The following is a 23,565-nucleotide window of genomic DNA, read 5'->3' as shown; positions in this document are numbered from 1 at the left end:
GTCCATGACGGACAGCTGCCGCACGAGACGGCGCAACGCCGCAGCGGACGCGCTCGGCTCCGTGCTGACGAAGGCCGGGGAGGCTGCCCGTCAGCCTTCGTCGACGCTGGACAGCGCTTCGGCGATCAGGCGGGTGGCGAAGTCACGGTCGTCGGTGAGTCGGTTGATGTGCTCCGCGAGCAGGAAGGCGGTGGCTTCCAAAGGGTTCATCTCGTCCTTGGTCCAGTATCCGTACTGCTTGCGCCACAGGCTGGGACTCAGGCCCGTACCGGCCGCGACGAGCAGCCCGGCCATGGTGGGGATGGCCTCGGGACGGACGCTCCTGGGCATCATGCGCATCGTCGCCACGAGGTTGGGTACCACGCACTCGATGACGTCCTTGTCGTGATCCTCGTAGGCCATGCGCAGCCACTGCATGAACATGTAGATCAGCGTGCATGCGCCATCCAGCAAGTCGTCGACCGCGCTGGGACCCAAGGACGTGGCGAACTGGTCGGTCAGCGCTTGCTGTTCGGCGTCGGTCTGGGGCTTGTCGTCGTAGATTGCCTTGAGCCGAGAGTCGATCATCATGAGCGCTGCACCCACATCGCCGGCGGGAGCATGCTGGGGGTCGCAGGGCGATGACACAGGACTGCTCCTCAACTGCCGAGGTAACGCTTCGTGTCTGCACAGTAGCCCGCCGACGATGCGCGGGTCTGACGAATCCCGATGAAGGGGGCCGGGGGCCTGTACTGGGATCAGCCCTGGAAGGCCGACGACCTGTTTCACGGCCGGGTCATGTCGGCCGTGTCGATGCCCGGCTCCACGGCAGCATGCGGCCGACGGCATGCCGCCGGCCCCGATGCATCACCGCTCGTCGCGGCCTGGCTTCATGTGAAGGCCGGGCAGCGACACGCTGATCGCTTCGGATACCGTCCGGGCGAGGAGACGTCACCGCCACTCGGTGCGCCCGATACTCCCACTACACCGCGGCTGGCCGACGGGAGGTAGAGCGGGGATCCGGCTGATCAACTCCGGACTGGGACCAGCGGTCATCGTCGACAGCCGTCGGGGGCGTCGCTCGCCACTGCGGAGAGCCACCCTGCGGATACCGTACGCAGTTGACCAGGCGGGTCGCCCACGCCGTCCAGACCGTCCAGACGCTGCGGATGGGTGCTCGCGACGATGGAGTACACGTAGACGGCCGTCGTTCATTCCCTTCGGCGCCGGATCGGAAATCACCCCTCCGCCGTGAGGCGCCATGGTCGTGGCTCGCACGCCACCGATTCCTCCTCGCCGCCAAGGGGCGCACGCCATTACGTGATACATAGCTCACTTGCCATATATCAGCTCACTGGCTCGGCCTCTTGGTGAATCGGCGAAATGGCCTCCAGGTAATGCACATGCCGCCTGTTGTCAGTGCGACGGCCGCCGGTTCTGTTCTTCCTGCTGGCGCGACTTCTTCTGCCCGGCCTCATCGGCAGCCGTAGCGCGGCCGGAGCGCTCCGCTGCCTTTCGCCTCTCCTCGTTCAACTTCGCCTCGGCCTGTTCGCGGGCTTCTTGCGCATCGGACTTCCTGCCCATGGTGATCAGCCCCAACAAAGATATTGATCGACTTTCGATCAGCGTCGCACGCGACCGAGAAGATCGCAGCCCAACCGCGGCGGTCTCGAAGTCACCGTGCACCGGATCGATCCCTCGTCCGGCGAGATCACCCTCGCGGTGCTGCCGACCCCGGTGGGGACGCCGGCTGAGGACGAATCGGAGCTGACGCCGAAAAGCGATCTCGACATCTCCACCTTCACGGGGGCGCACCTGCGGCTGCGCCGTTCGCCGGGGACGCTGATCCCCGCCGCGCTGTGGTCGTTCGCCGTCGCCGAGGGCGAGGCCGAGGTCTCCGAGACGACGACGGTCGCCGGTGACACGGTCGGGCGGGAACTGCTCGGGATGATCCCGCTGGCCTCGAAGCCGGAGGACGAAGACGCGTTCCTGGAGCAGTTGGTCGCCGAGCGCCGGGTGGTCATCCGGTTGACGGTGGACCGACTGTACGGAACGACACTCGACATCAACGGATAGGGCCTATCGGCGGCGTGCGGACGGCTTTGAGGCTGATGAGCCTGGCCTGGCCTGGCCCGGGCGGGCGTGCCCGGCGGCTACCAGCGGTACCAGCGGGCACGGCCGCCACCGGCCGCGGTCGACCGGATCAGGAAGCCGAGCAGCCAGAAGACCAGGACGACGACGGCGGCGATCCACAGCGCCTTGAGCGCGAAACCGGCGCCGAACAGCAGCAGCGCGAGGAGCAGGACGAGGAGCAGGGGTGCCATGGGTTCCTCCTGTCATGGCCGAGGCGAAATGTCTGTCGTTGAGGACGGGGCGACATGCGGGAGGTGCGTTGAGGGCCTGACTGCCGTTCAGGCGCGGCGAGTTGCTCACGTACCGGCTCCGGGTCGTAGAACTCGTGCTCCGCGGTGAGCAGTACCTGGTCGAGGACCCAGACGGTGCCCCTGAGCGGGGCGACCGGCTGGGGCAGCAGGTGGGTGAGCAGCCCCATCGGGACCTCCCGCCCGATCGGTCTCCCGGCGGTCGGGGGCGCGGCCGGGGCGCGGTCAGACGAAGCTGTACGGCGGCAGTGGGCCGTAGAGCCGGAAGGTGTAGTGGTCGCCGCGCTGTTGCGCCTCGGTTCGGACCGCGTGGGAGAACGCGGCTGCCTGCTCCCGCGCCACGAGGAACGAGGTGATGAGGAAGTGGTGCTTGTTGGGTTCCGCGGCCTCGATGCGTACCGCGGCCGGTGCGAGCCGGGCCAGGATGTCCGTACGGGCGCGGGCCTGGCGAGCCCGGACCTCGTGGGAGATCAGCTCGCCGAACACCAGCCTGTCGTCGTGCGCCCCGGAGTCGCGCCGGGTGCGGTTGCTGAGCCGGCGCACCTCGGGGGAGTCCCGCACGATCTCCCGTAACAGGTCCTCCTCGTCGCGCGTCACCTTGAGGTGGTACTCCCGGCACCCGGCCAGCTCCCCGAGCCGCTGGGTGTAGGTGTCGTGCTGCTCCTCCAGCACGGCGGCGACCTGCTCGTCGTCCGGCCCGACCAGCCCGAAGCGCATCGGCAGACAGCTGCCGTCGGCCATCAGGCGTTCCTGGACGTCCTGGTGGGCCGCCACGTCCCGGCGCTTGGCGCGCAGCTCCGCCGGGGCGTCGCTGACCACCGCGCACAGGTCCTCGGTGCGTACGGTGCGCAACGGCGCCGCGGGGCTGCCGACCCCGGCGACGCCGGAGAGCCGCAGCGGATGGGCGGCGTCGGTGATGGCGTAGACGTATGTCGTCATGGTTCACCCCTCCCGGCGGGTGGTGCGGCGGCCGGCGGTCGACGAGGTCTTGCGCGCCGGGCGCGTGTCGGTTTCCTCGGATTCGTCGTGGCCCCTGCGGAGGGAATCGCCGACCGCCTCAACGGCGCCGGTCGGCGCGCTCGTCGGGGAGCGCTGCTGCATGGCAGTCACGGTCCTGTGTCCCTTCCAGTCGACTGGAGCGGACCATGGAAGTGGGCGGAAAGCCGCGATGCGCGGCTGCGGCCCTAACGGTCGATCCGGCCCCGCCCGTAGCGGCGCGTACGGGTGTATTCCATGAGATAGCCCTGCTCGTCGAGGCGGACGCGGTAGGACGCCAGCACGCTCGCGGTGTCCGGCACCCTTTCGAGTTCCACCACCTCCACGTCCGCCAGCCAGCCGTCACCGGCGGCCTTCAGTGCGGACACCGAGCCGGGTGCGCAGTTGAGCATCTCGGCGAGTTGTGTCGCGGCGAGGCGCATTGCCGCGGGGGCGGCGATCCGGTCCGGCTCGCCGCTCGCCGCTTCCGTTTCGGTCGGCGCGAGGCTTTCCGCGCTCGCTTCCACCCTTTCCACGGTGCTTTCCTCAGTTGCCATGATCCCGCCCGTCGTGCCGTGTAGAGGTCATCTGCCGAAGGTGGTTCCGTCGAACGGCGGTTGGCCGTCCGTGTCGACAAAGTCGACAAAAGGGCGGGTGCCCGCGAACGCCGGGCGTATGCACGAGCGGGAGACCTGTGGGCGGGCCGGGTGCTGACGACCCGCCTTCCCGCCGTACGGGTGAGGGCGGCGGAGCCGGACGGAGCCCCGGTCGCGGCCTCGCCGGCCCGAGTGGGCGGGCGCCTCGCGCTGCCCTGAGAGGATCCGTCTGCCCCGCCCCGTCGGCCCTGTGTCTGCCCGGCCTCGGAACGAATGGCGGACGCCTGACCCCGCCGGGGGACCAGGACGGCGGACCCGGCACACACGGTGTGTGCCGCGCTCGTCTCCGCTTTCCGGGCCGGGGGCGGGGCGCCACGCGGAGCCTTTCCGGCAGCTGGAGCAATTTCACGCACGGGGGTGATAGCGCGGCCGTCCTTCGGGAATTTCTGGGTGGGCAGTCGGAGAGGCCGGCTGACCGAGCGCACCGAGACGCTTCTCAAAGAAGGGGACTCGTCCACGACATGGCCGAGCCGGAAGCCACTGAGCCTGATCCGACGATGTGCGGCCTGTGCGGCGTACACCTGACGCCCGCAACGCAAGTCTTCAGCCTCGTTCCAGACTCCTCCACCATTCACCCCTACAACGCAGACCTCGACGGCATACGACGCCTTGCGGCCTGTAGCCCCGACCACCTCGGCGAACTCCAGCAGCGCTACCGACAACGCCCCTACATCAAGGAAGAACTCTGGGCCGGAAAGATCGCACGCGCCCTGCGGCTACAGCCCGACCTGAATGAAGAGGAACTCGCCGAGGTGACCGACCTGAACTTTCTCCAGATCGAACGCAGCCTCACCTGGGAGAGCGAACGGTTTCTGCGCGACACGGCGCCAGCAGCCGATGACGAACGTCCGGAGGGCGGCACGCACAGCGCTGACGGCTCAAGCTGATCCGCAGCGCTCCGGCGCGGTCGAGCCGCCGTTCGAGTGGTGGGAGTTTCGGAGAGCCAGCAGGCGAAGAGCCGGCGTTGTTCGGAGGCCGATGCGCGCGAGTCCGGCCGTGTCCCCGGCCGGCACCGTACGGAACGCAGACGTGCTCAGGCGAGTGGTGTCGCGGTGCTCCAGGCGCACAACCGTGTTCCCGTCGCCCGCGCTCGGGTCGGACGGCCGCGCCTCCTATGGCATCCGGCCCTGCCGGTTCGATGCCGGTCTCTGAGTGCCTTGCTGCTTCCGGACCCGTAGGCCCGTGGTCAGGGGCAACTGATCGTCTTCACCCACATTGCGGTGGCGGGGGGACTGCGGGAGCCTGGATACGTGAGCCGCCGACGTGTCGCGGCCCGTCCGCCCGGCGCGCCACTTGCGTCGCGTGCGCAGAGCGATGTCGCAGCGCCCCCGTGCCGACCCTAGCGGCAGCACACGACACGACATGGCTTGGAGGCATCTCCCATGACGAATGCCGCTCCTCCCGCACCGATCGTGGTCGGCACCGACGGCTCGCCCGCCTCAGGGCAGGCCGTACGCTTCGCCCTTCAAGAGGCACAACTACGCGGGAGCGCCCTCCGCGCCGTGTGCGCATACGAATTCGCCGCGAGGCACGGCGGTTTCCAGTGGCCTACCAGTGCGGGTTTCTACGATCTGGACACGCAGCTGCGCGACGTCACGTTGGAGTCGGTCACCAAGACGCTGGAGGAGGCCCGGGAGCAGGTCGGCGGCGCGCCGGTCGAGGTGGAGACCAGAGTGGAACGGGGCCGCCCGTCGCAGGTCCTGCTGGACGCGAGCAAGGACGCCTGCCTCCTGGTGGTCGGCAGCCGAGGCTCGGGCGCATGGGGGCGCCTCACCTTGGGCTCCACCAGCACCGAGGTCGTGCACCATGCCCATCTGCCGGTCGTCGTCGTGCCGGCCGGAGCAGCTGGGCCCTCCGGCGGCGGACAGGCCGGGGAGTGAACCTCCGGGCTTCCGCGCCCACCGCGCCGGCACGTCCCGGTGGTTCTGCGGCGGAATCCCTGCGGAGCGCCCTGGAGACCGATTCCGCCGACGATCCCGCCGGCCCGGTCCGGGCGTACCCCGATGATCTCAGCACGGGACCGCTGCAGCCAGACGATCGCGCGGTCCGGGCGCAGTGGGCGCTCATCGCCGACGGCCCCCTCACCGCCAACGGCGAGCACGCCTCCGCCACCAGGATCAAACGGGCCTGACCGCGACGGGGATACCGCCGCCGCGGTTCTGCGCGCCCTCTACGACTCTCGTCGGGGTTCTGCGTACCTGCCCGAGCCGACCCCGATGAGCGCGCGACGGGCCCGGCTCCGCCCGGGCCGCCGCCTGCGTCAGCGCTATTTCATCGGGATTTCAGTGCCTCCCCCGACAGTGGACCGGACGGTGTCGGGGCGGTGTTCGCCCCTGGCCGCAGGCTCCGCCGGATCCGCGTGGAGCGTGCGGGGTTCCGATGAGTGATGGCCAGTCAGGGGGAATGTGGGAATGGGAATGGCGGACACGTCCGGCGCGTCACCGCCGGAGTCGGCGGTGAGCGACACCGAAGGCGGGGAGGGGGGTCCAGGCCGGATACCGGTCCGGCTGGTCCTGGCGGGCGGGCTGGTCGGTGCGGCGCTGCTGACGGCGTCCCTGGTCGTCGGCCTGACGAGTGCTCCCACCATGAGCGTCCCACGGCTGCCGAAGATGCCCTCGCTGCCGACGCATCCCGGCTCGATGCCGACGGGGTTCCCCACGGGAATGCCCACGGGGTTCCCCACGGGAATGCCCACGGACTTTCCCACGGGAATGCCCACGGGCCTGCCCACCGACCTGCCCACGAACCTGCCGAGCCTGCCTCCCCTGCCGACCGATCTGACGGGAGGTGGCTCGTGAAGGGCCTCGCTTCCTTGCCGTTGCGGGACGACCGACTGGCGCACACCAGGGCGCTGATGATCGCTCGGATCGCGATCGTCCTGTACCTGGTCGAGCTGCTGTTGAACATGACCCGCCCGCGGGTACTGCCCGACGAACCGGCCTTGTCGATCTTCTACGAACTGCCCGCGGGACTCGGCAAGATGCCCGGCTTCGCGGGCTCGCTCGACCAACTGCTGTCCATGCCGCGCGCCGTCTTCTGGTGCACGCTGGCGGGCATCGTGGCGGGGGTGGTCATCCAGGTCGCGGCGGCCGTCCTGCGCCGAACCGACCGGCGTTCGGTGGCGCTGACCTGGCTGACGCTGGGGTGCCTGTTGTTGCCATTCGGTCTGTTGTCGCTGGTGGTCGTCGTCGAGTACGTCCCGCTGGTGCTCGCCTGTGTGCCCAGTACGGCCCTCGTGCTGCTCCTGCTGCGCGGCGGGGTGCGGTTCGCCCGGGTCCCGCTGGCCGCACTGCTGGCCGCGTTCGCCTGGGGCGCGTTGATCGTGTTCGGACTGGGCCGCGCCTACAGCGGGCTCGCCTTCGGCACCCTCTTCGGCTACCTGGGAAAGTCCTCCCTCACCGACATCAGCCGACTCGCGGAGAACCAGTTCCGCACCATCGACCTGCTGATCGTGCACCTCAGCGTCGTTGACGCGCTGGCCGTCGCGGGCGGCGTCGCGTTGCTCTTCCTGTTGTTCCGCCACCGCATCACCGATGCCGTGAGCGGCCTGGTCCTCGGCGCCGCCGTCGGGCTCGGCTTCAACTTCGTGGAGAGCGCCCTGTACATGAAGATCTACGGCTCGCTGGGCGGCATACTCGGGTCGACCGGAGGCTTCGAGTACTGGATCCGGCAGTCGATCGGCCTGCTCGGCGGGCCGGTGGCCTACGGTGCGCTGCTGGGGGCCGGGCTCGGCGTCGCCGCCCGGGCACGGCGGCGCGGGCTCATCGCGACGGCCGCCGTGGTGGGGGCGATCGGCGGGGCCACGTCCTGCGAGCTCCTGTCGGGGTGGCTGTCCGGGCTCGTCCGGGACCACGTCGAGGTCGGCGGTGCGCTCGACGTCCTGGTGGTCTCCCCGTTCCTGTGGCTGCTGCCCCAACTGCCCCTGATCTCCTTGACCCTCGCGCTGCTGGTCCGCGGTCTGCGGGCGCGCGCACCCGCGCTGAGGGCGGCCGTGGCGGAGGAGGTCGCGGCGGGCCCGGCCATCACCCAGGCGGAGGTGCCGGTCCTGACCTCACCCGCGCTGCGGCTCTGGGCGGTGGTGGGCGCCTGGCGCTGGCGTGGCTGGCGTGCGGCCCGTGCGCTGCACCGCCTGCACTCCGTCCAGTTGGACCTGGCCGGCCACCACGTGCAGAACGATCCCACCGACACCGCTCACGCCGACGAGTTGCGCGCACGCATCGCGCGGCTCAAGGGCGTGCCCCCGGAGGTAACCCCATGAACGGTCTCAGAACTGCCTGGCGGACGGCCGTCAGCGCCACCGCCCTCGCCGGCACGGTGCTGCTCCTGACCCCGCAACCGGCCTCGGCCTGCTCGGTCGGCATCGGCTACAAGCCGTCGTTCGACCTCCGCGACCTGAGCCACCCGAAGACGTGCTCGACGGGCGCCTCGCTCGGCGGCGCCGGCGCGGTCGCCGTTCTGGTCCCCGCCGCCCTCGTCGCGGCGAGCTGGTGCGCCCACCGGAAGGCCGAGAAGGGTTTCGGCACGCCCGCGGAGCGCGGCAGCACCGGCCCGAGCCGGGCCCTGACCGGCTACCTGGACGCCGCGGGCGTCGCGGTGGGCCGCCGGCAGGACGGCTCGACGGAGCCGGTCGCCGGATCCCCGCGCCGCACCGAGCAGGAAGCGGGTGGGCGCGGTGCGGACCGATCGCTCTAGCCGCGCCGTGCGACGGGGCCGGTGGGTCGCCGCCCTCCTGGCCGTCGGCATCCTGCTCGCCGGCCAGCCGGCCCCCTCGGCGGTGGCGTCCGACACGCCGGGAGCCGCCCAGTCGCCGACGCCCGAGGTGGGGGGCGAGTTCGCGGACATCGCCCGCGAACTCCTGGACGACCCGATCGGCCGGGCCGGCCTTGAGGCCCACCGGACCCTGCGGATGACGGACGGCAACCGCAATCTCGCGGTCATCTGGTTCGACCTGACCGATTTCCAGGCCACGCACCTGGCGTCGATCACCCGGCACTTCGGCGAGAACCCCTCGCACGCCGACTACTACCTCGGGTACGGCAAGCTGCTCAAGCGCGAGGGGAACGAGGCGCTCTTCCAGCGGACAGGGATTTCGGGCGATGGCCCGCTGTTGGAGTTCGCCGCGGTCAACGACCCGCGCAAGGAGCACTCCGAAGCCGTCATCTACGACAAGATCCTCTCCACCGTCCTCTCCCACCTGGGCCTGCGGAACGCCGCGATCAACAGGCTGCTGAAGAGGGCCGTCGCCGGGTTCTCGGACCGGGGCCGGTGTGCGGCCTGTCTGCGGCTCACCAGCGCCATCCCCGAGAAGAACTTCGTGTCCGGAACGCCGTACGCCACCCGTCAGGAGAAGTCGGAGTCGGCGAACCGGGTGGGCGCCATCACGAGCAAGGGCGTCTCCATCCTCCGGCGGGAGAAGAAGCAGCAGGAGCAACAGGCCGCCGCGGCGCTACCGATCTCGGGCACCCCGGGCACCCCGGGAACCGCCTGCACCTCGATGGGACGCGGCCACGGACGTCCCGTCATGGCGATGGCCGTACCCCTCGCCGCCGGCCCCTGTGACGACGAGGACGAGGGCGCACGGTCGGGAGCCCTCCAGCAACTCCTGGGCTCCCCGCCCGGCGCCGACGCCTATGGAGGCGTGGACTTCTCGACGTTGGAGATGCGCTACCTCTCCGACACGACGAGCGGGGTGCAGTACGCGTACTCTTCGCAGCCCCTGCCCAAGGGATACCAGCAGGACACCGGACTCGGGACGAGGATGGTGAAGAACCTGGGGTCCGACCTGCGGACATGGCTGGTGCTCGATCCGCAGAAGTTCTGGGTCAATCTCAATCCCACCGAACCGGACCGCATCGTCGACTCCGCGATGGGACAGACCAACGCCGGACGCGCCATGCTGGAGGCAGACCTCCAGATGAAGCGCACATCGGCGAAGATCCTGCACCCCGACTCGGCGACGGGGAAGCAGTACTGGCGGCAACTCAAGAGCTCCGCGGACGGCTCCCTCTGCTTCTCCTCCCGGATGTGGATCGTGCCCGGAAGGGTCGAGGTGCGCCAGGACGGTGATGCGCTCTACATCCTCAAAGCACAGCTCGATGTGAAGACGCAGTCGGACCACATCGACGACCCCTATGCGAAGCCGTGCAACGCTGATCCGTCCACCAACGCCCACAACGAGAACCTGGAACGCACCCTCGTGCTCCCCAAGGTCGTCAAGGCGGTCAACACCGACCCGGAGTACGCGCCGCTGCGCCGCGCGTTCATGGCGCGGATCATCGCGCAGTGGGTGCGCGAGCGGCACCAACAGGGGCACCGGACCTCGTTCGACACGCTGATCGACTCCAAGGACCTGGGCCCGGCCAGGATGACCGGCGACTGGCGTCCCAGGAAGGTCTTCGACGACTACGTCCGCTCGTACCGCAACAAGGAGTTCGACATCACGCGGGAGACCGACGACGGGCGGTACAAGCGCGTCACCCGCTACGTGTACGGCGGCGCGGACCTCACGAAGGTCCAGCTGACCGGCGTCTCCTCGGCGGACATGCGCAGGCGGTACCCGCAACTCGCCCAGTCCGCACGGTCCTCCACCGACCGCCGGGTGACCGCGGCCGACGGCGCGATCTGGCTGGGCGGTTCCGTCCAGGCGCCGGAACGGGGCTTCTGGGGCGACCTCAAGGACCAAGCCACCCGCCTGACCGGCGGAAACGGCCCCCTCCTCGTGGTGATCCTGCTCGCCCTCGCAGCCATCCTCTTCGGCTTCCGCAACCGCCCGAGCCGCACCAACCGCCCCGCCGCGTAAAGGCGGGTGGGGGCACCACGAGGGCCGACTTCGAAAAGCACTCATTTGCCTGTCATGCGGCCTTCACCATCGGGCCGAGCAGCCTGCGGCACTCGTGAAGCCGAGCGCATCCGCGCGCCTTCGTGGCAGTTCAGCGGTCATATCGTCACCCCGTCATCGCCCGCACGACCGCCGAGCACCGTACCCCTGCTGTTGTGGCGGACTCGGGGTGGGCGGTAGTCAGGTGGGGGCGGGTGGCGTTGGGGGGAGGAGCTCGGCGGGATCGTCGTGGGCGAGCGCTTCGTGGAGTTGGCTGAGGGGGAGGCGGGCGGCGTCCGGTAGTTCGCTGAGGGTGGTGATCTGGCCGGCGATGCGGCGCAGGTCGGCTGCATTGCGGCGGGACCACGTGGCAGTGGTGCGCTCGGCGGCGCGGCGTTCGCGGGTGGCCTGGGCGCGTTGTTCGCCGGTAGCGGCGTCCGGCGGCTTGGCGGCTGGCGACGCCGAGGGGGTGGGCGAGGTCGGCCCAGCTGGCACCCGCGTGGCGGGCGGCTGCGATCGCCGCAACGCAAGTGGACCGGGGCAAGCAACGCTTCCTGCCCGGCATGGAGTTCGCGCGAGCGGGTGCCCAGCTCGCGCCTCGTGCGGCGCAGCTGTCACCCGACGGCGGCGATGGCGAGGCCGCCGCCTGCGGCGTTCCCGATGGCGTCGATCGCGGTCTTGGCGGGGATGCAGATCTCCGCGTTGGGGTCGCGCAGCGGCGGGAAGCCGAGCCAGGCAAAGAGGTTGGGCAGGGAGCCGACGACGCCGGCGGCGATGGCCGTGGGCTTCTTGAGCTTGCCGGCCGATGCCTCGTAGACGACGTAGGACAGCCCGGCGACGCCGAGGACCGTGAGCATCAGCGGCACCACGTAGGGCAGTTGCTTGCGGCCCACGATGGCGACGGTGGCGCCGATCTGGACGATCGTGGCGAGGATCGTGCCGCTGTAGACCAGCATCTCGGTGTTCATCGAGCCGACCGTGCTCCACACCAGCCCCATGTGGGCGAGGATGAACGTGGCCGAGCCCCATACGAGTTGGATCAGGCCGAGCCACCATGGTGACGCCTCGGCGAGCAGGTCGGAGGAGCAGGCGGGGAGCACGGACAGGGCTTCCAGGATGCCGGCGACCATGACGCAGGTCTTGACGGTGGGATTGACGGCTTCGGCCGCAAAGCCCTCGCCGCCGGAGAGGGCGGCACCGGGGCCGAACTGGGAGCCGAGGTGGGCGGGCAGTGCGATCACCGGGCCGCCGTTCCCGAGCCTGGTGTTGCTGCCGTTGGGGAAGGGCTCCACGCCTTCGGCGATCTTCATGATGACGGTGACGGGTACCGCGGCGAGGAACGCGCCCAGTCCGGCCATGCTGATGTTCTGGGCTTCCGGGTGCCCGGCCAGCCGGCAGGCCCACCGCCAGATCGCGGTGATCGGGCCGAGGTCGAGCGGCTTCTGTAGGACGTTGTGGAAGGTCTCAAGGGCCTTGCCCAGGACGGCCACGAACGCGTCGAGGAGCAGCTTGGCGAGCTCGATCATCGCGACGGTGAAGTCGCAGGCGAACATCAACAGGTCACCGGTGGTCTTCTGCCCGATGTGCCCGGGATTGGCAAGCAGGTCCTTCACCACCTCGAAGAAGTCCTGCCCCGCCTTGACGAATTCCTCCCGCGCGGCTTGGACGCCCGCATCCAGCGCCTGGAACGGGTCCTCTCCCAGCTGCAGGTCGTCCTTCATGGTCACTCCGACCGAACGGGCCTTGTCCATGGCCCAGTTGTGGTGCACGCCGCCGGACAGGTCGACGCCGCCCGCGCGGCCGTTCCAGCCGTCGAGCGATGCCGGTTTCTGGTCGCCCAGTTGCTTGGCCAGCAGCGCGAAGTCGGCCCGGACGGTCTCCTCGCTGCGCTGGAGCCAGTTGTCGGCAGCCTGGTGCGCCCGCTGCAGGCCGCCTGTGATGGTCGGTTTGACCTGGCCGAGGAATGCCTCGATGGCCTGTTGGGTGCGGAGGATCGCCGGGAAGTCGAAGACGTTCTTCAGCCAGTGGATGACCTTCTCGATCGCCGCCTCGATCTTGTGGAAAACGCCGGCGATGAAGTGGCCGACCTGCTGCGCTCCCTTCATGATCAGCTTGAGTCCGGAGACGATCTCGTTGCCGACCTTGACCACAAGCTCGACGAGGTCATCGCCGGCGTTCTTGGCCATCTTCCAGACCTTGATCAGGCCCTGCTTGATGCCGTGCCAGATGTCGCCCGCCGCGTGCTTGATCTTCGTCAGCACGCTCTGGGCGACCTTCTTGCCCGCCTCCAGGACGTGGTGGAACACCTTCTTGGTCTTGTCCCACAGGTCGCCGAAGAAGCCGTACAGCTCCTCGTCGGACTCCAGCAGCGCAGGTTCGGCCCCGTCGGTCAGGTCGAAGAGCATCGCGCCGCCCCGGTGGGTGCCGAGGCCGAGCTGGGCGGTCTGGCGGATCGCGTCGGCGGCGATCGCGGACAGCTTGCCGCTGGCCCTGGCGAGCGGGGCGAGGGGCTGCCCGCCGACCGTGGCTTTCTGCAGCTGGTTGCCGTCCTTGTCGAAGACGCCGAGCGCGCCTTCCGGGTTCGCGGGGTGCAGTTCGCCGACGCCCGAGAGATAGGTGTGCACGGCCTTCCCCGGCTGCACGTCCAACGGCCGGTCCAGGCCGTCGGCGGTGGCGAGCAGGCGCGGGGCGGAGAGGTCGGAGGCGGTCAGGGAGAAGGTGACGCGCCCGGTGCCGTCGGTGCGCAGCCGGACGGGTTCCGGGCCGACGCGCAGGGCGGCGCCGTGGCAGAAGATCTCGCAGCCGGACCCGTCCTGCTCGGTGGAGAGATGGACCTCGCGGTCGGCGAGGAGTCGGCCCTGGGCGTCGGCGAGGACGAGTTCGACGCGGTAGCGGGTGACCTCGTACGCCTCTCCGTCCTCCCGGTGGATGTCGACCTCGCGCCACATGCCGGATGACGCGTCCTGCACGTTGAGCCGGAGCGCGTCGCTGTCCCGGCGGTAGGAGAAGACCGCGGCCGAGTCGGACGGTTCGAGGCTGGTGGCCACGCCGGCGATCCCGGCGTCGATCGGGACGGGGGCCAGCCAGTTGACCGAGCCGTTGTCCTGGTCCGGCTCGACCGGGTGCTGGCGCACGATCCACAGGGTGTCGTCCTGGTCCAGGCCGTACACGGTCCAGGTACCGTCGCCGGCGTCGAGGCCGGTGAGGTGGGCGGTGGCGTGGCGGAGTCTCAGGGTGCCGAAGTTCTGGCAGCCGATCTCGTTGCCCTCGCTGTCGCAGGTGAGAGCCTGCAGGGTCCCGTCGGGCTGGAGGAGGAGGAAGACGGCCCGCGACCCGTCGGAGAAGCTGCCCACGACCTCTTTCACCTGCCCGTCGAAGGACAGCCGGCCGTTGCGGCCCTCGCGGCCGCCGAGGCTGTTGACCTGGATACGGAGGTGGCCGGTGTCGGTGATGGACGCGCCGGCGAACTCCTCGCCCCGCAGCCGGGCGAGCCGCCCGGTGGACTTCAGGCCGGTGATGTAGCTGCTGCCCAGGTGGACGACGCCGGGTGTGTCGCGTGAGGGCGTCATGGTCCGGACGTAGTTCTCGCCGTGGGCGTAGACGAAGACGTCCTCGTGGACGGCGTAGCAGACGCGCAGGTCCCGCCACTCGGTGGAGGTTTCCAGCAGCTGAGGGTCGGCCCAGCGGGCCCCGTCGGCGTCCAGGTGGCTGAAGTGGACGCCCTGCCGGTCACGGAAGAAGCAGTAGGCGGTGCCGCCGGGACTGCCCCGCCGCGGAGGAGCGATCGCGACCACCACCTCGAGCGGCTGTACGCCGGGGAACAGTCGCTCCGTCACCCATCCGGTCGACGTCTTGGCACCGGGGCGGACGTGCACGAGCTCGGTCTGCGAGTGCTGGTCGGAGCTGACGACGAGCGCCTCGTGCTCCTTGGTCACGGGGTTGCGGAACACGGCCAGCGGGCTGGTGCCGCCGGTGTCGACGGGGACCGTGGTCGCGAGAACGGCGTCCTGACTGAGGACTTCGGAGACGGTGAGCGAGAGGCCGCTGTTCGGGGAGGCGACGGGCACGACGACGGATCCCTTCTGGGACGGAAGGACTGACTGTCGGTCAGCATCCGGCCGCAGGGACCGCTGGGCTCCGCAATTGGATTGGACTCGAACCGATTTCACCCGAGCGGCCTCAGGCGTCGCTGTGCGGCCTGAGCACCGGAAACTGACCGCTGAGAGACAGCAAGGAGACTGTGAAGAACCATGGCCGCCAAATACCGCGACACCAGCCGGGCCGCCTACCTCCTTAAGCCCGACGCTGCTCCCTGGACCGCCCGTTACCGCGCGCTGTCCTCTCCTGAGCAGTGGCACGAGAGCGTCCTGGAACTCTGCAACCTCGGCCGCGCCCCCAAGGCCGAGCCGTACCGCACCGCGCCCGTCGCCCGCTTCAACGGAGTCCTGCAGACCCTCGCCTCCGATCTGATCGTCCGAGGCCGCCCCCGCGACCCGCACCAGCTGGCCGAGGACTTCTGGCTCTACGCCCCGTACGACGTCCCACACCCCCTTCCCGCTGACACCCTTGACCGGCTCAATGGAGCCTGGCTCCAGGACCTCCGCCCCGAACCTGAGCACCACCGCGCAGTCCTGGACACGTACACGGAGCTGCGCGCCTGCCGCCGCAGTGGCAGGACGTCACCGTTGACCTCCTCGGCTGCCCCACGACAGACGGTGGAACCGGGGCCCGCGCGACCGGCAGTATCAACTCGCGACCGATGCCCTGGCCCGGCGCATCCTCGCTCTCGGCCCCTACGAACACAGCGCCGGCAACCTGCACTTCCGCGCCGTGCCGCGAGGCCCGCGCCAGCAAGGAGCGGAGCTCCTCTCGCAGCCTCTCTCGCACGTAGTCAAGGGGCGAGAGTGGTGGTTCTCCGTCGTGATCAACATTTCACTGCACACCGTCCCCTTCGACCCCCGGCCCCGTCTCCACCTGCACACCGGAGTACGCCGCTGGGCGACTCGCCTCGACGCGAAGAAGCAGCGGCTGCGGCTGCCGTACGGTCGCGACACCTCTGTCTATCTGCTGCCCGGTATCCCCTGGCTGCCCGGAACGCCCACCAGCGACCGGTACGCGGTGGCGCGTCTGACCTGGGACCGCGGCACTCAGGGCTACGCCTGGAGGAACAACGGACCCGCCCAGATCCTCGGCAGGCTGACGCTCAATCGCCCCTTCCCCGACCCGGTCAGCCTGCTCACCGAACCCGAGGCGTGGATCGGCGACGGGGATGGCACCCGTGCCTCGGTCGTCCACAGCACACACATGGGTGCTCCTGGCATCGGTGCTGGCCTTATGTCGCACCAACGTTCACAACTCGTCGAGTGGGCCGAACAGGCGCTGCCCGAGCAGATGCGCCGGGTCCCCTCCCTCAGCCGAGCGAGCGTCGGCAGCAGTGCCCCCGCCAACGTCCGCGGCCCAAAGGGGCGAAGCCGTGGCCTGGGAGGCGGCACCGAAGGAGGGCTTCCATGTGCTGCGGCACACCTACGCCTCGATGATGCTGGAGGCGGGGGAGTCCGTGGTGACTGTGGCGCGGTGGCTTGGGCACTCCTTGCCGGCTGTCACGCTCGGTTACTACGCTCACTTCATGCCGGAGGCCGGAAGCAAGGGGCGCACCGCCATTGACGGACTGCTGGAGAGGACGGGGGAGCCACCGTGCCAGTAGAAACTCCCCAGATTCTCCCCAGGGCTGATCGCGGCGGTTTCCCCGCTTGCGTGCGCCTGTATTTAATTGTGGAACGCAGTCGATTCTCCCCACGCGCTCCCCAGCGCCGCCCAAACTCCCCAGATTCTCCCCAGGGATGGCCCGGGCAGTGGCACGGGGCGCCGCCGGAAGCCAGGCCACCTGAGGCGCTACTGACTACGCTGCGTGACTGCCGCGGGTCGGGCGGAGGCCCACCAGCAGGTTTTTCGTCTGTTGGTGGTACAGGAGAAGCAAGCCGTTGACCAGCGGAGACTTTGGTCTTGGGGTCTCGGGTTCGAGGTCTGGTCCGGGAATGGTCCGGATCTTGGCGGTGCCGGGACCTGGGAGAGTCGATCGCCCCGTCATGGGTGCCGGGCGATCTCCAGGCGTGCCGGCGAACACGCCTGTCGTCAGCGACTGCGGCAGGCGTTGCAGGCTATGAAGGGCTTCGGGGGCCGTAACGGTGGATCGGGGTGGCGCACACCATGCAGGGGCCGATCTCCCACGGCGGGCAGCGGAGCCGGACGGCGATGACGCGCCGTTCGTTCTTCGTCAGCCGGAGTCGAACGAGGCGGCTCTGCGGTCGTCGGGTGTCTTCTACGTGGTCGAAGGAGCGCAGGCCCGTCGCGGAGGCAAGCTCGCGTCGTGGGTGTGGGTCGTTGACGAATGTTCCCTCTTCCGCGTAGCGGCAGGTCCCGTCCAGGTCGTCCTGGGTGAAGGAGAGCGTCTCTTCGTCGTCGGACGTTGCCTCTGCGGGTGCGTCAGTCCGGGCGGTGAGCTCGTGCCAGCGGTGGACGTCGGCCGCCGGCGCCTAGGGCCTGTCCGATGGGTCGGGGTCGGAAAGGCCGCGGCGTCTGGTGCGGTGCATCGCAAGGCGCCGGAGCGTCTCGATAGCGGAGCTATCGGGATGATTCGGCAACGCCGCGAGGTGCCGTGCCAGACGCCGCGGGCCCGGCCAGGACCCATCGGACAGGCCCTAGAGGTGAGAGACCCGCTGACTGTCGGAGCGGTCGCGGATGCGCAGGGGGAGGTGCTCGCCGTCGGCGCTGGTGCCGGCCAGTTCGTCGAGAGCGGTGCAACGGTCCTCCGGTATGCACAGGGCGGGTAGGAACCAGCCGCTGTGGAAGCGGCCGCACGCTTGACCTGTTTCCGGGCACGGCCGCTCACCGGCTGGCGTGCACTTCCATATCTGGAGGCGCCGCACGCCGCCGGGGACGATCACGGTGAGCGGGTGAGACGATGCGTTGCCCGGGGACGTCGTCCACACGGGCCTACGGCGCCCGGTCGATCAGGGCGGATGCGGGATCGCCGGTGCCCCATAGCGGAGCTGCCTCGTTTGCGCGTGCACCGGCGGAGCGCCGGTGGACGGTGCTCGCACTGATGGAGGAGTTCTGGGCCTCCCATTCCACGCGAGCAGCGGGCCCGGAGACCGGGACGTCCGTGACGATCCGGCGGTCGGGTGATCGGACCTCGACCTGTACGTCGAGGCCGTGACGGGACGCCGCGCGCGCGATCCGTTTCTTCATCGCCGTGTGCTTGTCACTCTCCTGGGGCGTGGCGACAGGAGCCATCGGAAGATGCGCGGCCACCAACGTCAGCCGCCCGTCGCGGCGTTGTCGGCGGACGAACATCCACTGACTATTGCCGATCCGCGCGCACCCGCAGGCGCCGCCTTCGTAGTCCTGTAGGCACTGGAGCAGGTCACGGGGCCGCTCACCCACGGACCGGGTGACCTCGTCGAGGAGACCGGGTCGATCCTCATGGCCCAGATCCTCGTGCGTCAGATTGATCTTTATGCCGTACTGGTATGGAAAACCCTTTGGTCATGTCTGTGACGGTAAGACAGCTCGGAGCTGCGCAGAAGAGGGCGGTTCGATGCCGCTGCGCGCCCATCCGGCACTCCGATCAGCGGCGGGCGGGGAGTTCGGTGATCCAGCGCCGTGAGGACGGCCGGGCGCCAGGCGGGATGGGCGTGGTCGCAGACGGAGGCGCTCAGGGTCGAGTAGGCCCTGCCGCTGTCTGTTTGCCGGCCCGCTGCCAGCAGCGCAGAGGGCCGACGACTGCTGGCCTCCACAGCTCGCGAGGAAGCCACGCGGCAGGTCGGGACCGGGCCGACCTGCCGGTGTCTGTCGGCAGGCCGGCCTGGGTGCCTGCCGTGGCTGCCCCTTCAAGGCTCGGGTTCTGGGGCACCGGGAAGCGTGCCACGTGAACAGAGTGGCGGCGGCATCCCGACAGCAGACCAAACGAAAATGCCTGGAGAAGGCGAGCGGACGTGCTTCTGCTAGTAGCTGATCACGCCGCTTCCGCGTAATTCAGGAACCCGAGTTCCATGACGGCGCGACTTTAGGCATCAGGGATTTGACTGTCCGAAATCTCCGAGTTCCCCAATGAGGCGTTCGCGTGCCGCTTCCAACTGATCGGAGTAATTGGAAGCGAAGATCTGAGGGAGTTCCGTCTCCAGTGTCCCGCTGATCTGGAGAAGCGCTGACCAGACAGCACGGTCATCTACCAAGTTCGAGAAATCCTCTCTATGCATGACACGATCCAGCCAGGCGGATAGGACGAGGGCCTGGTCGCCCGTCAACTCAATCTTCATGCGAATCACTCCTGTGAACCCGGGCCACACAACCCTGATTCGACATCATAGGACGCCATCCCGAAGCAGATAGGTAAGCTGGTCCCCCTGGGATCGCCAACCTCCAAGGTACTCCCCGACGTTGGGTCCGCCAGCGGCAAATGAGGCATGCAGCCCGGTTGTGTCCACGTAGTGGACTGCCGGTTGCCCCCTGAAGGTCCCTTCGATTTTGCGCGTTCCGGGATTCTCCACCAGGCGTTCAACGGCCTGGACGAACTTTGCGCCGTTCTGTCGGTTGTACGGGCCGTCTATCCCGAATTCCTTTGCATGCGGGACTCCCTGGTTGTTCTTCCGCATGTAATGATGCGGAAGACGTCCGGAAGAGATCCAGTTTGAACCGCATCCAGGCCCACTGTTGTGCACCAGTAGGGAGGTGTCGCCGGCCATCACGTAGTAGGTGTGGACACTCGCGACGGTGAGGTTGTAGGTGCGTGCCTGCTTGCCAAAGGAACGATTGGCAAGTACTCGGACGGAGCTGCCGTCGTCGCTCAGCAGGCTCGCGCCGGCCTTAATTTCGTGTGCTTTGACCCAACGGTGCGCCGAGGGGCTCCAGAAGGGATGTTCGTAGGTTGCCGTCACCTTCTTTGGGCCGCTTTTCGTGGCGACCTTCAGTTCGTTGAAGTGCTTGTCGTTTTCGGTAACGATTACGCGGGTTACTCTGCGGGCAGACGTCTTCCCCGTCCTCGGGTCGGTCGCCCTAACGCGCTCGCCGACTTTGATGTCCTCGATGTTGCGCGCTGAGGCGTTGCCCAGGAGCACTTTGGTGCCGGCAAGGAAGCATTGAGTGCATCCCCGGTCGAGCCGGCGCAGGGCATCGTAGGCCCGTGAGAGCAGTTTGAGCTTGGAGCCGAAGGCGGCGTCCCGGGCGAGTTGGGTGCAGGAGTCGAAATCTCCGGTGTGTACGCACTCCTGGAGCATGCCGATGCCGACGAGGTCCTTCTCGAATTTCCAGATCTTCTCAAGGCCGGGTTCGAGTTTTGTTCCCGCGGCGAGGATGGTGCAGTAGCCCTCGTTGCGTATGCACCAGCTGGGGAAGTTGTGGGCCGCGTCGCAGCCCATGACTCCGCACATGTACTGCTCCCGGGCGATCTTCCCGGGGTCCTTGGACGCCTTCTTCTTTGCTTCGGCCTCGGCCTTGCGCTGGGCTTCCGCCTCGGCCTTGAACTTGTCGACGGCGATGTCGAAGGCGTCGCTGGCCGCCTTGTTGGCGGCGGTGGCGTCCTTGCCGGCCGCGGTGGCGGAGGCGCGGGCGCGGCGCGCTTCGGCCCAGGCGGTGTTGGCGGAGACGTGCGCCAGCTGCGCGGAGACCGCGGCGTCGGCGGCGGAGGTCGCGGCGTTGGACGCCGCGTGGTTGGCGTCGCCCTCGGCCTTGCGGGCGGTCTTGGCGGACTCGGCGGCGCGTGTGGCGGAGGCTTCGGCGTCCTTGGCGGACTTCGCCGCGTCGGCGGCGGAGTTCTTTGCCGCATCGGCCGATGCCTGGGCCTGCTTGGCGTACTTCTTCGCCTCCTCGACCTTGTGCACCGCGAGGGCGGCGACCCTGCGGGCCTCGGCGGCGTTCTGCTGTGCGGTGGCCGCGGTCCGTGCGGCTTCGGCGATGAGCTGCTGGACGCGGGCCTTATGGGTGGCGGCCAGTAGATCCTTGCGCTGGGCGGTGTACTGTCCGGATTCGATGAAGGAGTGCAGCAGCTGTGGCGGGCTCTCCAGGGCGATGCGGCCCGCGGCCTTCATCTCCGGCCCGCCGCTGTTGATCAGCTGGGCGGCGCGGACCCGCTCGTCCTCGGTGCGGGCAGTGTACTGCCCGCCGGCCAGGAACTCGTAGTACCTGTCGGTGGAGCCGGAGTTCAGCGCGGCCCGGCCGGCCTCCCGCACTCCGGGACCGCCGCGATGGATGACCTGCGCGATCTCGACGCGGAAGTCCTCGGCACCGGCCTGATACTGACCGGTCGACAGGAACGCGCTGATCTGCGCTGCGTCGCCTTTGAGGGCCTGCTCGGCAGCGGTGCGCACCGACTCCAGCGGGCTCTCCCCGGCCAGTCGCCCGACATCGACCCGGTTGTCGTGTTGGGTGGCCTGCTTCCAGCCGGTGCGGACGTACTCGGCGACGTCGGCATCAGCACCACCCAGGGCCTCCTCTGCCGCCGCCTGGCTCCATGGGCCGCTGGACTTCAACGCCAGCAGTGCGACCTTACGGCCCTTGCTCACGACATCCTTGGGGTCGACGCCGTCCTTGCCGGCCTCTGCGGCCAGGCGCTGCGCGTCGGTCTGGAACCTCTTGAGCTCCTCGGCCGCATGCGCCCGGTCGGATTGCAGCTGGTCGTTGTCTGCCTTGAGGTCCTTGGCGCGTTCGATGCCCTCGTTGGTGCGGGTGAGGATCTCCGCGGTCTCGAACTCCCGCGCCAGGCCGTAGATGTCCTTCGCCTTGTCGACCGCCGCGCTCGCGGCGTCCGCGTCCTCCTGAGCGGCCTCGGCGGCGGCGGCGGACTTGGTCGCCGCGCTCGCGGCTTCGCCAGCGTGGTCGGCGGCCGCATCGGCCGCATCGGCGGCCGCGTTGGCGTGCTTCGCCGCCTGCCTGGCGGCATCGCGTGCCTGGCCTGCGGCCGTGGCGGCCTTGCGGGCAAGGGAGGTGGCGGCGTTCGCGGCGCGGGTGGCCTCGTCGGCATGGCGACGGGCTGCCGCTGCCGCGCGTCGTGCCTCAGCAGCGCTCGCATCGGACTGACCGGCGTAATTCCCCGCATCTTCAGCGGCGTTGGCGGCAGCCTGAGCATTGGCACCGGCGGCAACGGCGTCCTGGGCGGCATCACCGGCAGCCGTCGCGGCCTTGTTCGCCTCATCGGCAGCGTCCGCACCCGCACTTGCGTCCTTCGCCGCAGCCCGCGCATCGACAGCGGCCTTCCGCGCCGCGGAAGCATCGCGCGCATTAATGGCGGCAGCGGCCGCGGCACCACGGGCTCGGGAAGCCGCCTGGGACGCGCCGGCGGCGGCAGACGCCGCCCGGGCCGCGGCGTTCGCCGCAATGTGTGCCGACTGCGTTGCCGCACGTGCTGCGCCGATGGCCTCCTGCGCGGCCGACGCAGCTTGTGACGCCGCTGTCGCCGCACGCTGAGCCGCAGCAGCAGCCTTCCGGGAGTCCTCCTTGGAAGCCGCGGCTTCCGTCGCTGCCTTCTTGGCTTCCTTCTTGGCCAATTCCGACGCGGTTACGGCGTGTGCGGACGCCTTCTTGGCGGCCTCGGTCTCCGACTTCGCCCGCCGGCCCGCTTCCTTGGCCTGGGCGGCCAACTCCGCGACGGAGGTCTGTTCTTCGTCGCGGGCACGTGCCACGTACTGGCCGACCGCAAGGAATTCCCGAATATCGTCCGCGGAACCGTTCAGCGCGATCCGCCCGGCGGTACGGACCTCCGGACCACCAGAATTCATAATCTGCGCGAGCTCGACGCGCTGATCCTCATCCCGCTTGGCATACTGGCCCTCGTCAAGGAATTTCCGGATGTCTTCAGCGGAACCGTTCAGCGCGGCACGCCCGGCCTCCCGAACACCCGGGCCGCCCTCATTGATGACCTGCGCAACCCGAACCCGCTGGTCCTCAGCAAGTGGCCCCTGCCAGCCGTCTTCCAGGAAAACTGCCAGGTCTTCGGGAGACTCATCGAGAGCCTTGCGCGCGGCCTCCTGCAACGCTCGACCGCCCACGTTCGCCTTCTGGGCAGCGGACACCCGGTTGTCCTGGAATGTCTCATCTTCCAGGGCATTGAGGAAGTGTTGTACATCGTCATCGCTACCTACCAGGGCGGCTTCCGCGGCGGCTTTGACCCCCGGCCCCCCGGCCCTCCAGAGCTCAATGACTGTGGCCCGGTCGGTGAGGGGGGCGGAGCCGAAGCTTTCGTCGGACCCGGTGGCTCCGTCATCTGCCCATGCTGATGGAGGCGCGAGCAGACCTGTCAATAGCGCCAATAACAAGCCCAGGTGCAGCACGCGTGTCGTGCCGAATATCCCTCTTCGCCCTTTGTGCGAATATCTTCTTCGTCTCAAGGAAATTCTCTTCCCGCTGGCCGGCAAGCCTCGTTACCGGAAAACAAATACCAACGGGGGGAGCATATCCATACTGTGCACTGTGGAACGCACGGGATTTTCAACGCTTTGCGTTGCGAAAAAACGATGAATGACGGGAATCCGCCCTCGTGGATCCCTGCTTCTCGATGATTACCTACGGAAAAACGGAGTGGATCCTAGCACGCAAAAACGAACTGGCGAGTCATCAAGTGACTGATGTCACATTGCTTAGATTCCTCGCAAACCAGCCCTGTCCGATTTTGGCTGTGGTTTCGTGATACCTTCCCTCCGCTCTTACGCTGTCATGACAACCACGGGGGATCGCGGATGCGCTGTCACCCTGTCCGGAAGGACCG

The 23,565-nt window shown here is 68.9% G+C and carries 20 protein-coding genes and 3 pseudogenes; 10 read left to right on the top strand and 13 right to left on the bottom strand.

Annotated features, from left to right (window positions below):
* Positions 1-90: 90 nt before the first annotated feature.
* The 3 genes from ACZ4NB_RS02125 to ACZ4NB_RS02115 all read right to left on the bottom strand — a co-directional run bounded on the left by ACZ4NB_RS02125 (position 91) and on the right by ACZ4NB_RS02115 (position 1,665).
* Positions 91-627, bottom strand: a complete 537-nt coding sequence (locus tag ACZ4NB_RS02125; RefSeq protein WP_467657695.1) for a hypothetical protein — start codon at positions 625-627, stop codon at positions 91-93.
* 404 nt (positions 628-1,031) lie between these two features.
* Positions 1,032-1,175 (bottom strand): hypothetical protein, encoded by a 144-nt coding sequence (locus tag ACZ4NB_RS02120; RefSeq protein ID WP_467657693.1) that lies wholly within the window; start codon positions 1,173-1,175, stop codon positions 1,032-1,034.
* 220 nt (positions 1,176-1,395) lie between these two features.
* On the bottom strand, positions 1,396-1,665 hold the full coding sequence (locus tag ACZ4NB_RS02115) for a hypothetical protein (RefSeq protein WP_467657692.1): 270 nt from the start codon (positions 1,663-1,665) through the stop codon (positions 1,396-1,398).
* Between ACZ4NB_RS02115 and ACZ4NB_RS02110 the strand changes: the two genes are divergently transcribed.
* Entirely contained in the window at positions 1,660-2,055 is a 396-nt protein-coding gene (locus tag ACZ4NB_RS02110; protein WP_467657691.1) for a pyridoxamine 5'-phosphate oxidase family protein, read from the top strand. The two genes, ACZ4NB_RS02115 and ACZ4NB_RS02110, sit on opposite strands and share 6 nt — an antisense overlap.
* A gap of 77 nt (positions 2,056-2,132) precedes the next feature.
* On the opposite strand, the gene ACZ4NB_RS02105 is transcribed toward ACZ4NB_RS02110, so the two are convergent.
* From ACZ4NB_RS02105 to gvpO, 5 genes and pseudogenes are all read right to left on the bottom strand, one after another.
* The gene (locus ACZ4NB_RS02105) at positions 2,133-2,303 is read right to left on the bottom strand and encodes a hydrophobic protein (protein WP_467657690.1); all 171 of its coding nucleotides are present in this window, start codon (positions 2,301-2,303) and stop codon (positions 2,133-2,135) included.
* A gap of 92 nt (positions 2,304-2,395) precedes the next feature.
* Positions 2,396-2,530: pseudogene (locus ACZ4NB_RS02100) on the bottom strand (gas vesicle protein GvpG); the annotation flags it as partial.
* Positions 2,531-2,585: 55 nt separating this feature from the next.
* Positions 2,586-3,299: a GvpL/GvpF family gas vesicle protein gene (locus ACZ4NB_RS02095; protein ID WP_467657689.1), complete on the bottom strand. Its 714-nt coding sequence runs from the start codon at positions 3,297-3,299 to the stop codon at positions 2,586-2,588.
* Between the two features lie 3 nt (positions 3,300-3,302).
* Positions 3,303-3,461 (bottom strand): hypothetical protein, encoded by a 159-nt coding sequence (locus tag ACZ4NB_RS02090; protein ID WP_467657688.1) that lies wholly within the window; start codon positions 3,459-3,461, stop codon positions 3,303-3,305.
* Positions 3,462-3,544: 83 nt separating this feature from the next.
* A complete protein-coding gene (gene gvpO / locus ACZ4NB_RS02085) occupies positions 3,545-3,871 on the bottom strand; it encodes a gas vesicle protein GvpO (protein WP_467657686.1) in 327 nt (108 codons plus the stop codon).
* A gap of 581 nt (positions 3,872-4,452) precedes the next feature.
* On the opposite strand from gvpO, the gene ACZ4NB_RS02080 reads away from it, so the two are divergent.
* The 7 genes from ACZ4NB_RS02080 to ACZ4NB_RS02050 all read left to right on the top strand — a co-directional run bounded on the left by ACZ4NB_RS02080 (position 4,453) and on the right by ACZ4NB_RS02050 (position 10,790).
* Positions 4,453-4,878 carry a hypothetical protein gene (locus ACZ4NB_RS02080; RefSeq protein ID WP_467657685.1) on the top strand — a complete coding sequence of 142 codons (426 nt, stop codon included), beginning with the start codon at positions 4,453-4,455 and terminating at the stop codon, positions 4,876-4,878.
* A 495-nt stretch (positions 4,879-5,373) separates the two neighbouring features.
* Positions 5,374-5,871 carry a universal stress protein gene (locus ACZ4NB_RS02075; protein WP_467657684.1) on the top strand — a complete coding sequence of 166 codons (498 nt, stop codon included), beginning with the start codon at positions 5,374-5,376 and terminating at the stop codon, positions 5,869-5,871.
* Positions 5,868-6,122, top strand: coding sequence for a DUF1835 domain-containing protein (locus tag ACZ4NB_RS02070; protein ID WP_467657682.1), 255 nt, complete (start codon positions 5,868-5,870; stop codon positions 6,120-6,122). Before ACZ4NB_RS02075 ends, ACZ4NB_RS02070 begins: the two co-directional genes overlap by 4 nt.
* Before the next feature lie 325 nt (positions 6,123-6,447).
* Positions 6,448-6,789, top strand: a complete 342-nt coding sequence (locus ACZ4NB_RS02065) for a hypothetical protein (RefSeq protein WP_467657681.1) — start codon at positions 6,448-6,450, stop codon at positions 6,787-6,789.
* On the top strand, positions 6,786-8,249 hold the full coding sequence (locus tag ACZ4NB_RS02060) for a PrsW family glutamic-type intramembrane protease (protein ID WP_467657680.1): 1,464 nt from the start codon (positions 6,786-6,788) through the stop codon (positions 8,247-8,249). The genes ACZ4NB_RS02065 and ACZ4NB_RS02060 overlap by 4 nt, the downstream gene beginning before the upstream one ends.
* Positions 8,246-8,683, top strand: a complete 438-nt coding sequence (locus ACZ4NB_RS02055; protein ID WP_467657679.1) for a hypothetical protein — start codon at positions 8,246-8,248, stop codon at positions 8,681-8,683. Before ACZ4NB_RS02060 ends, ACZ4NB_RS02055 begins: the two co-directional genes overlap by 4 nt.
* Positions 8,684-8,690: 7 nt before the next feature.
* Complete coding sequence (locus ACZ4NB_RS02050; protein WP_467657677.1) at positions 8,691-10,790, top strand: hypothetical protein; 2,100 nt, start codon at positions 8,691-8,693, stop codon at positions 10,788-10,790.
* A 145-nt stretch (positions 10,791-10,935) separates the two neighbouring features.
* On the opposite strand, the pseudogene ACZ4NB_RS02045 reads toward ACZ4NB_RS02050, so the two are convergent.
* Together ACZ4NB_RS02045 and ACZ4NB_RS02040 are read right to left on the bottom strand one after the other, a co-directional pair.
* A pseudogene (locus tag ACZ4NB_RS02045) lies at positions 10,936-11,325 on the bottom strand (hypothetical protein); the annotation flags it as partial.
* Between the two features lie 97 nt (positions 11,326-11,422).
* A complete protein-coding gene (locus ACZ4NB_RS02040; RefSeq protein ID WP_467657676.1) occupies positions 11,423-14,875 on the bottom strand; it encodes a hypothetical protein in 3,453 nt (1,150 codons plus the stop codon).
* Positions 14,876-15,058: 183 nt separating this feature from the next.
* Here ACZ4NB_RS02040 and ACZ4NB_RS02035 point away from each other — a divergent pair.
* Together ACZ4NB_RS02035 and ACZ4NB_RS02030 are read left to right on the top strand one after the other, a co-directional pair.
* Positions 15,059-15,484, top strand: a pseudogene (locus ACZ4NB_RS02035) (pPIWI_RE module domain-containing protein); the annotation flags it as partial.
* A 22-nt stretch (positions 15,485-15,506) separates the two neighbouring features.
* On the top strand, positions 15,507-16,472 hold the full coding sequence (locus tag ACZ4NB_RS02030) for a pPIWI_RE module domain-containing protein (protein WP_467657757.1): 966 nt from the start codon (positions 15,507-15,509) through the stop codon (positions 16,470-16,472).
* 1,329 nt (positions 16,473-17,801) lie between these two features.
* Here the strand turns inward: ACZ4NB_RS02030 and ACZ4NB_RS02025 are convergent.
* From ACZ4NB_RS02025 to ACZ4NB_RS02015, 3 genes are all read right to left on the bottom strand, one after another.
* Positions 17,802-18,251: a competence protein CoiA family protein gene (locus ACZ4NB_RS02025; RefSeq protein WP_467657675.1), complete on the bottom strand. Its 450-nt coding sequence runs from the start codon at positions 18,249-18,251 to the stop codon at positions 17,802-17,804.
* A gap of 629 nt (positions 18,252-18,880) precedes the next feature.
* Entirely contained in the window at positions 18,881-19,126 is a 246-nt protein-coding gene (locus ACZ4NB_RS02020; RefSeq protein WP_467657674.1) for a hypothetical protein, read from the bottom strand.
* Between the two features lie 45 nt (positions 19,127-19,171).
* Positions 19,172-23,131, bottom strand: a complete 3,960-nt coding sequence (locus tag ACZ4NB_RS02015) for a polymorphic toxin-type HINT domain-containing protein (protein WP_467657672.1) — start codon at positions 23,129-23,131, stop codon at positions 19,172-19,174.
* Positions 23,132-23,565: the final 434 nt, after the last annotated feature.

It is taken from the genome of Streptomyces sp. NPDC026575, from assembly GCF_055567415.1.
This window is presented reverse-complemented; position numbering and strand designations above follow the sequence as displayed.

Coding starts and splice junctions, on each gene's coding strand:
- ACZ4NB_RS02080 (WP_467657685.1), top strand. CDS start 4,453: ATGGCCGAGCCGGAAGCCACTGAGCCTGATCCGACGATGTGCGGCCTG.
- ACZ4NB_RS02075 (WP_467657684.1), top strand. CDS start 5,374: ATGACGAATGCCGCTCCTCCCGCACCGATCGTGGTCGGCACCGACGGC.
- ACZ4NB_RS02095 (WP_467657689.1), bottom strand. CDS start 3,299: ATGACGACATACGTCTACGCCATCACCGACGCCGCCCATCCGCTGCGG.
- ACZ4NB_RS02020 (WP_467657674.1), bottom strand. CDS start 19,126: ATGAAGATTGAGTTGACGGGCGACCAGGCCCTCGTCCTATCCGCCTGG.
- ACZ4NB_RS02105 (WP_467657690.1), bottom strand. CDS start 2,303: ATGGCACCCCTGCTCCTCGTCCTGCTCCTCGCGCTGCTGCTGTTCGGC.
- ACZ4NB_RS02090 (WP_467657688.1), bottom strand. CDS start 3,461: ATGCAGCAGCGCTCCCCGACGAGCGCGCCGACCGGCGCCGTTGAGGCG.
- ACZ4NB_RS02055 (WP_467657679.1), top strand. CDS start 8,246: ATGAACGGTCTCAGAACTGCCTGGCGGACGGCCGTCAGCGCCACCGCC.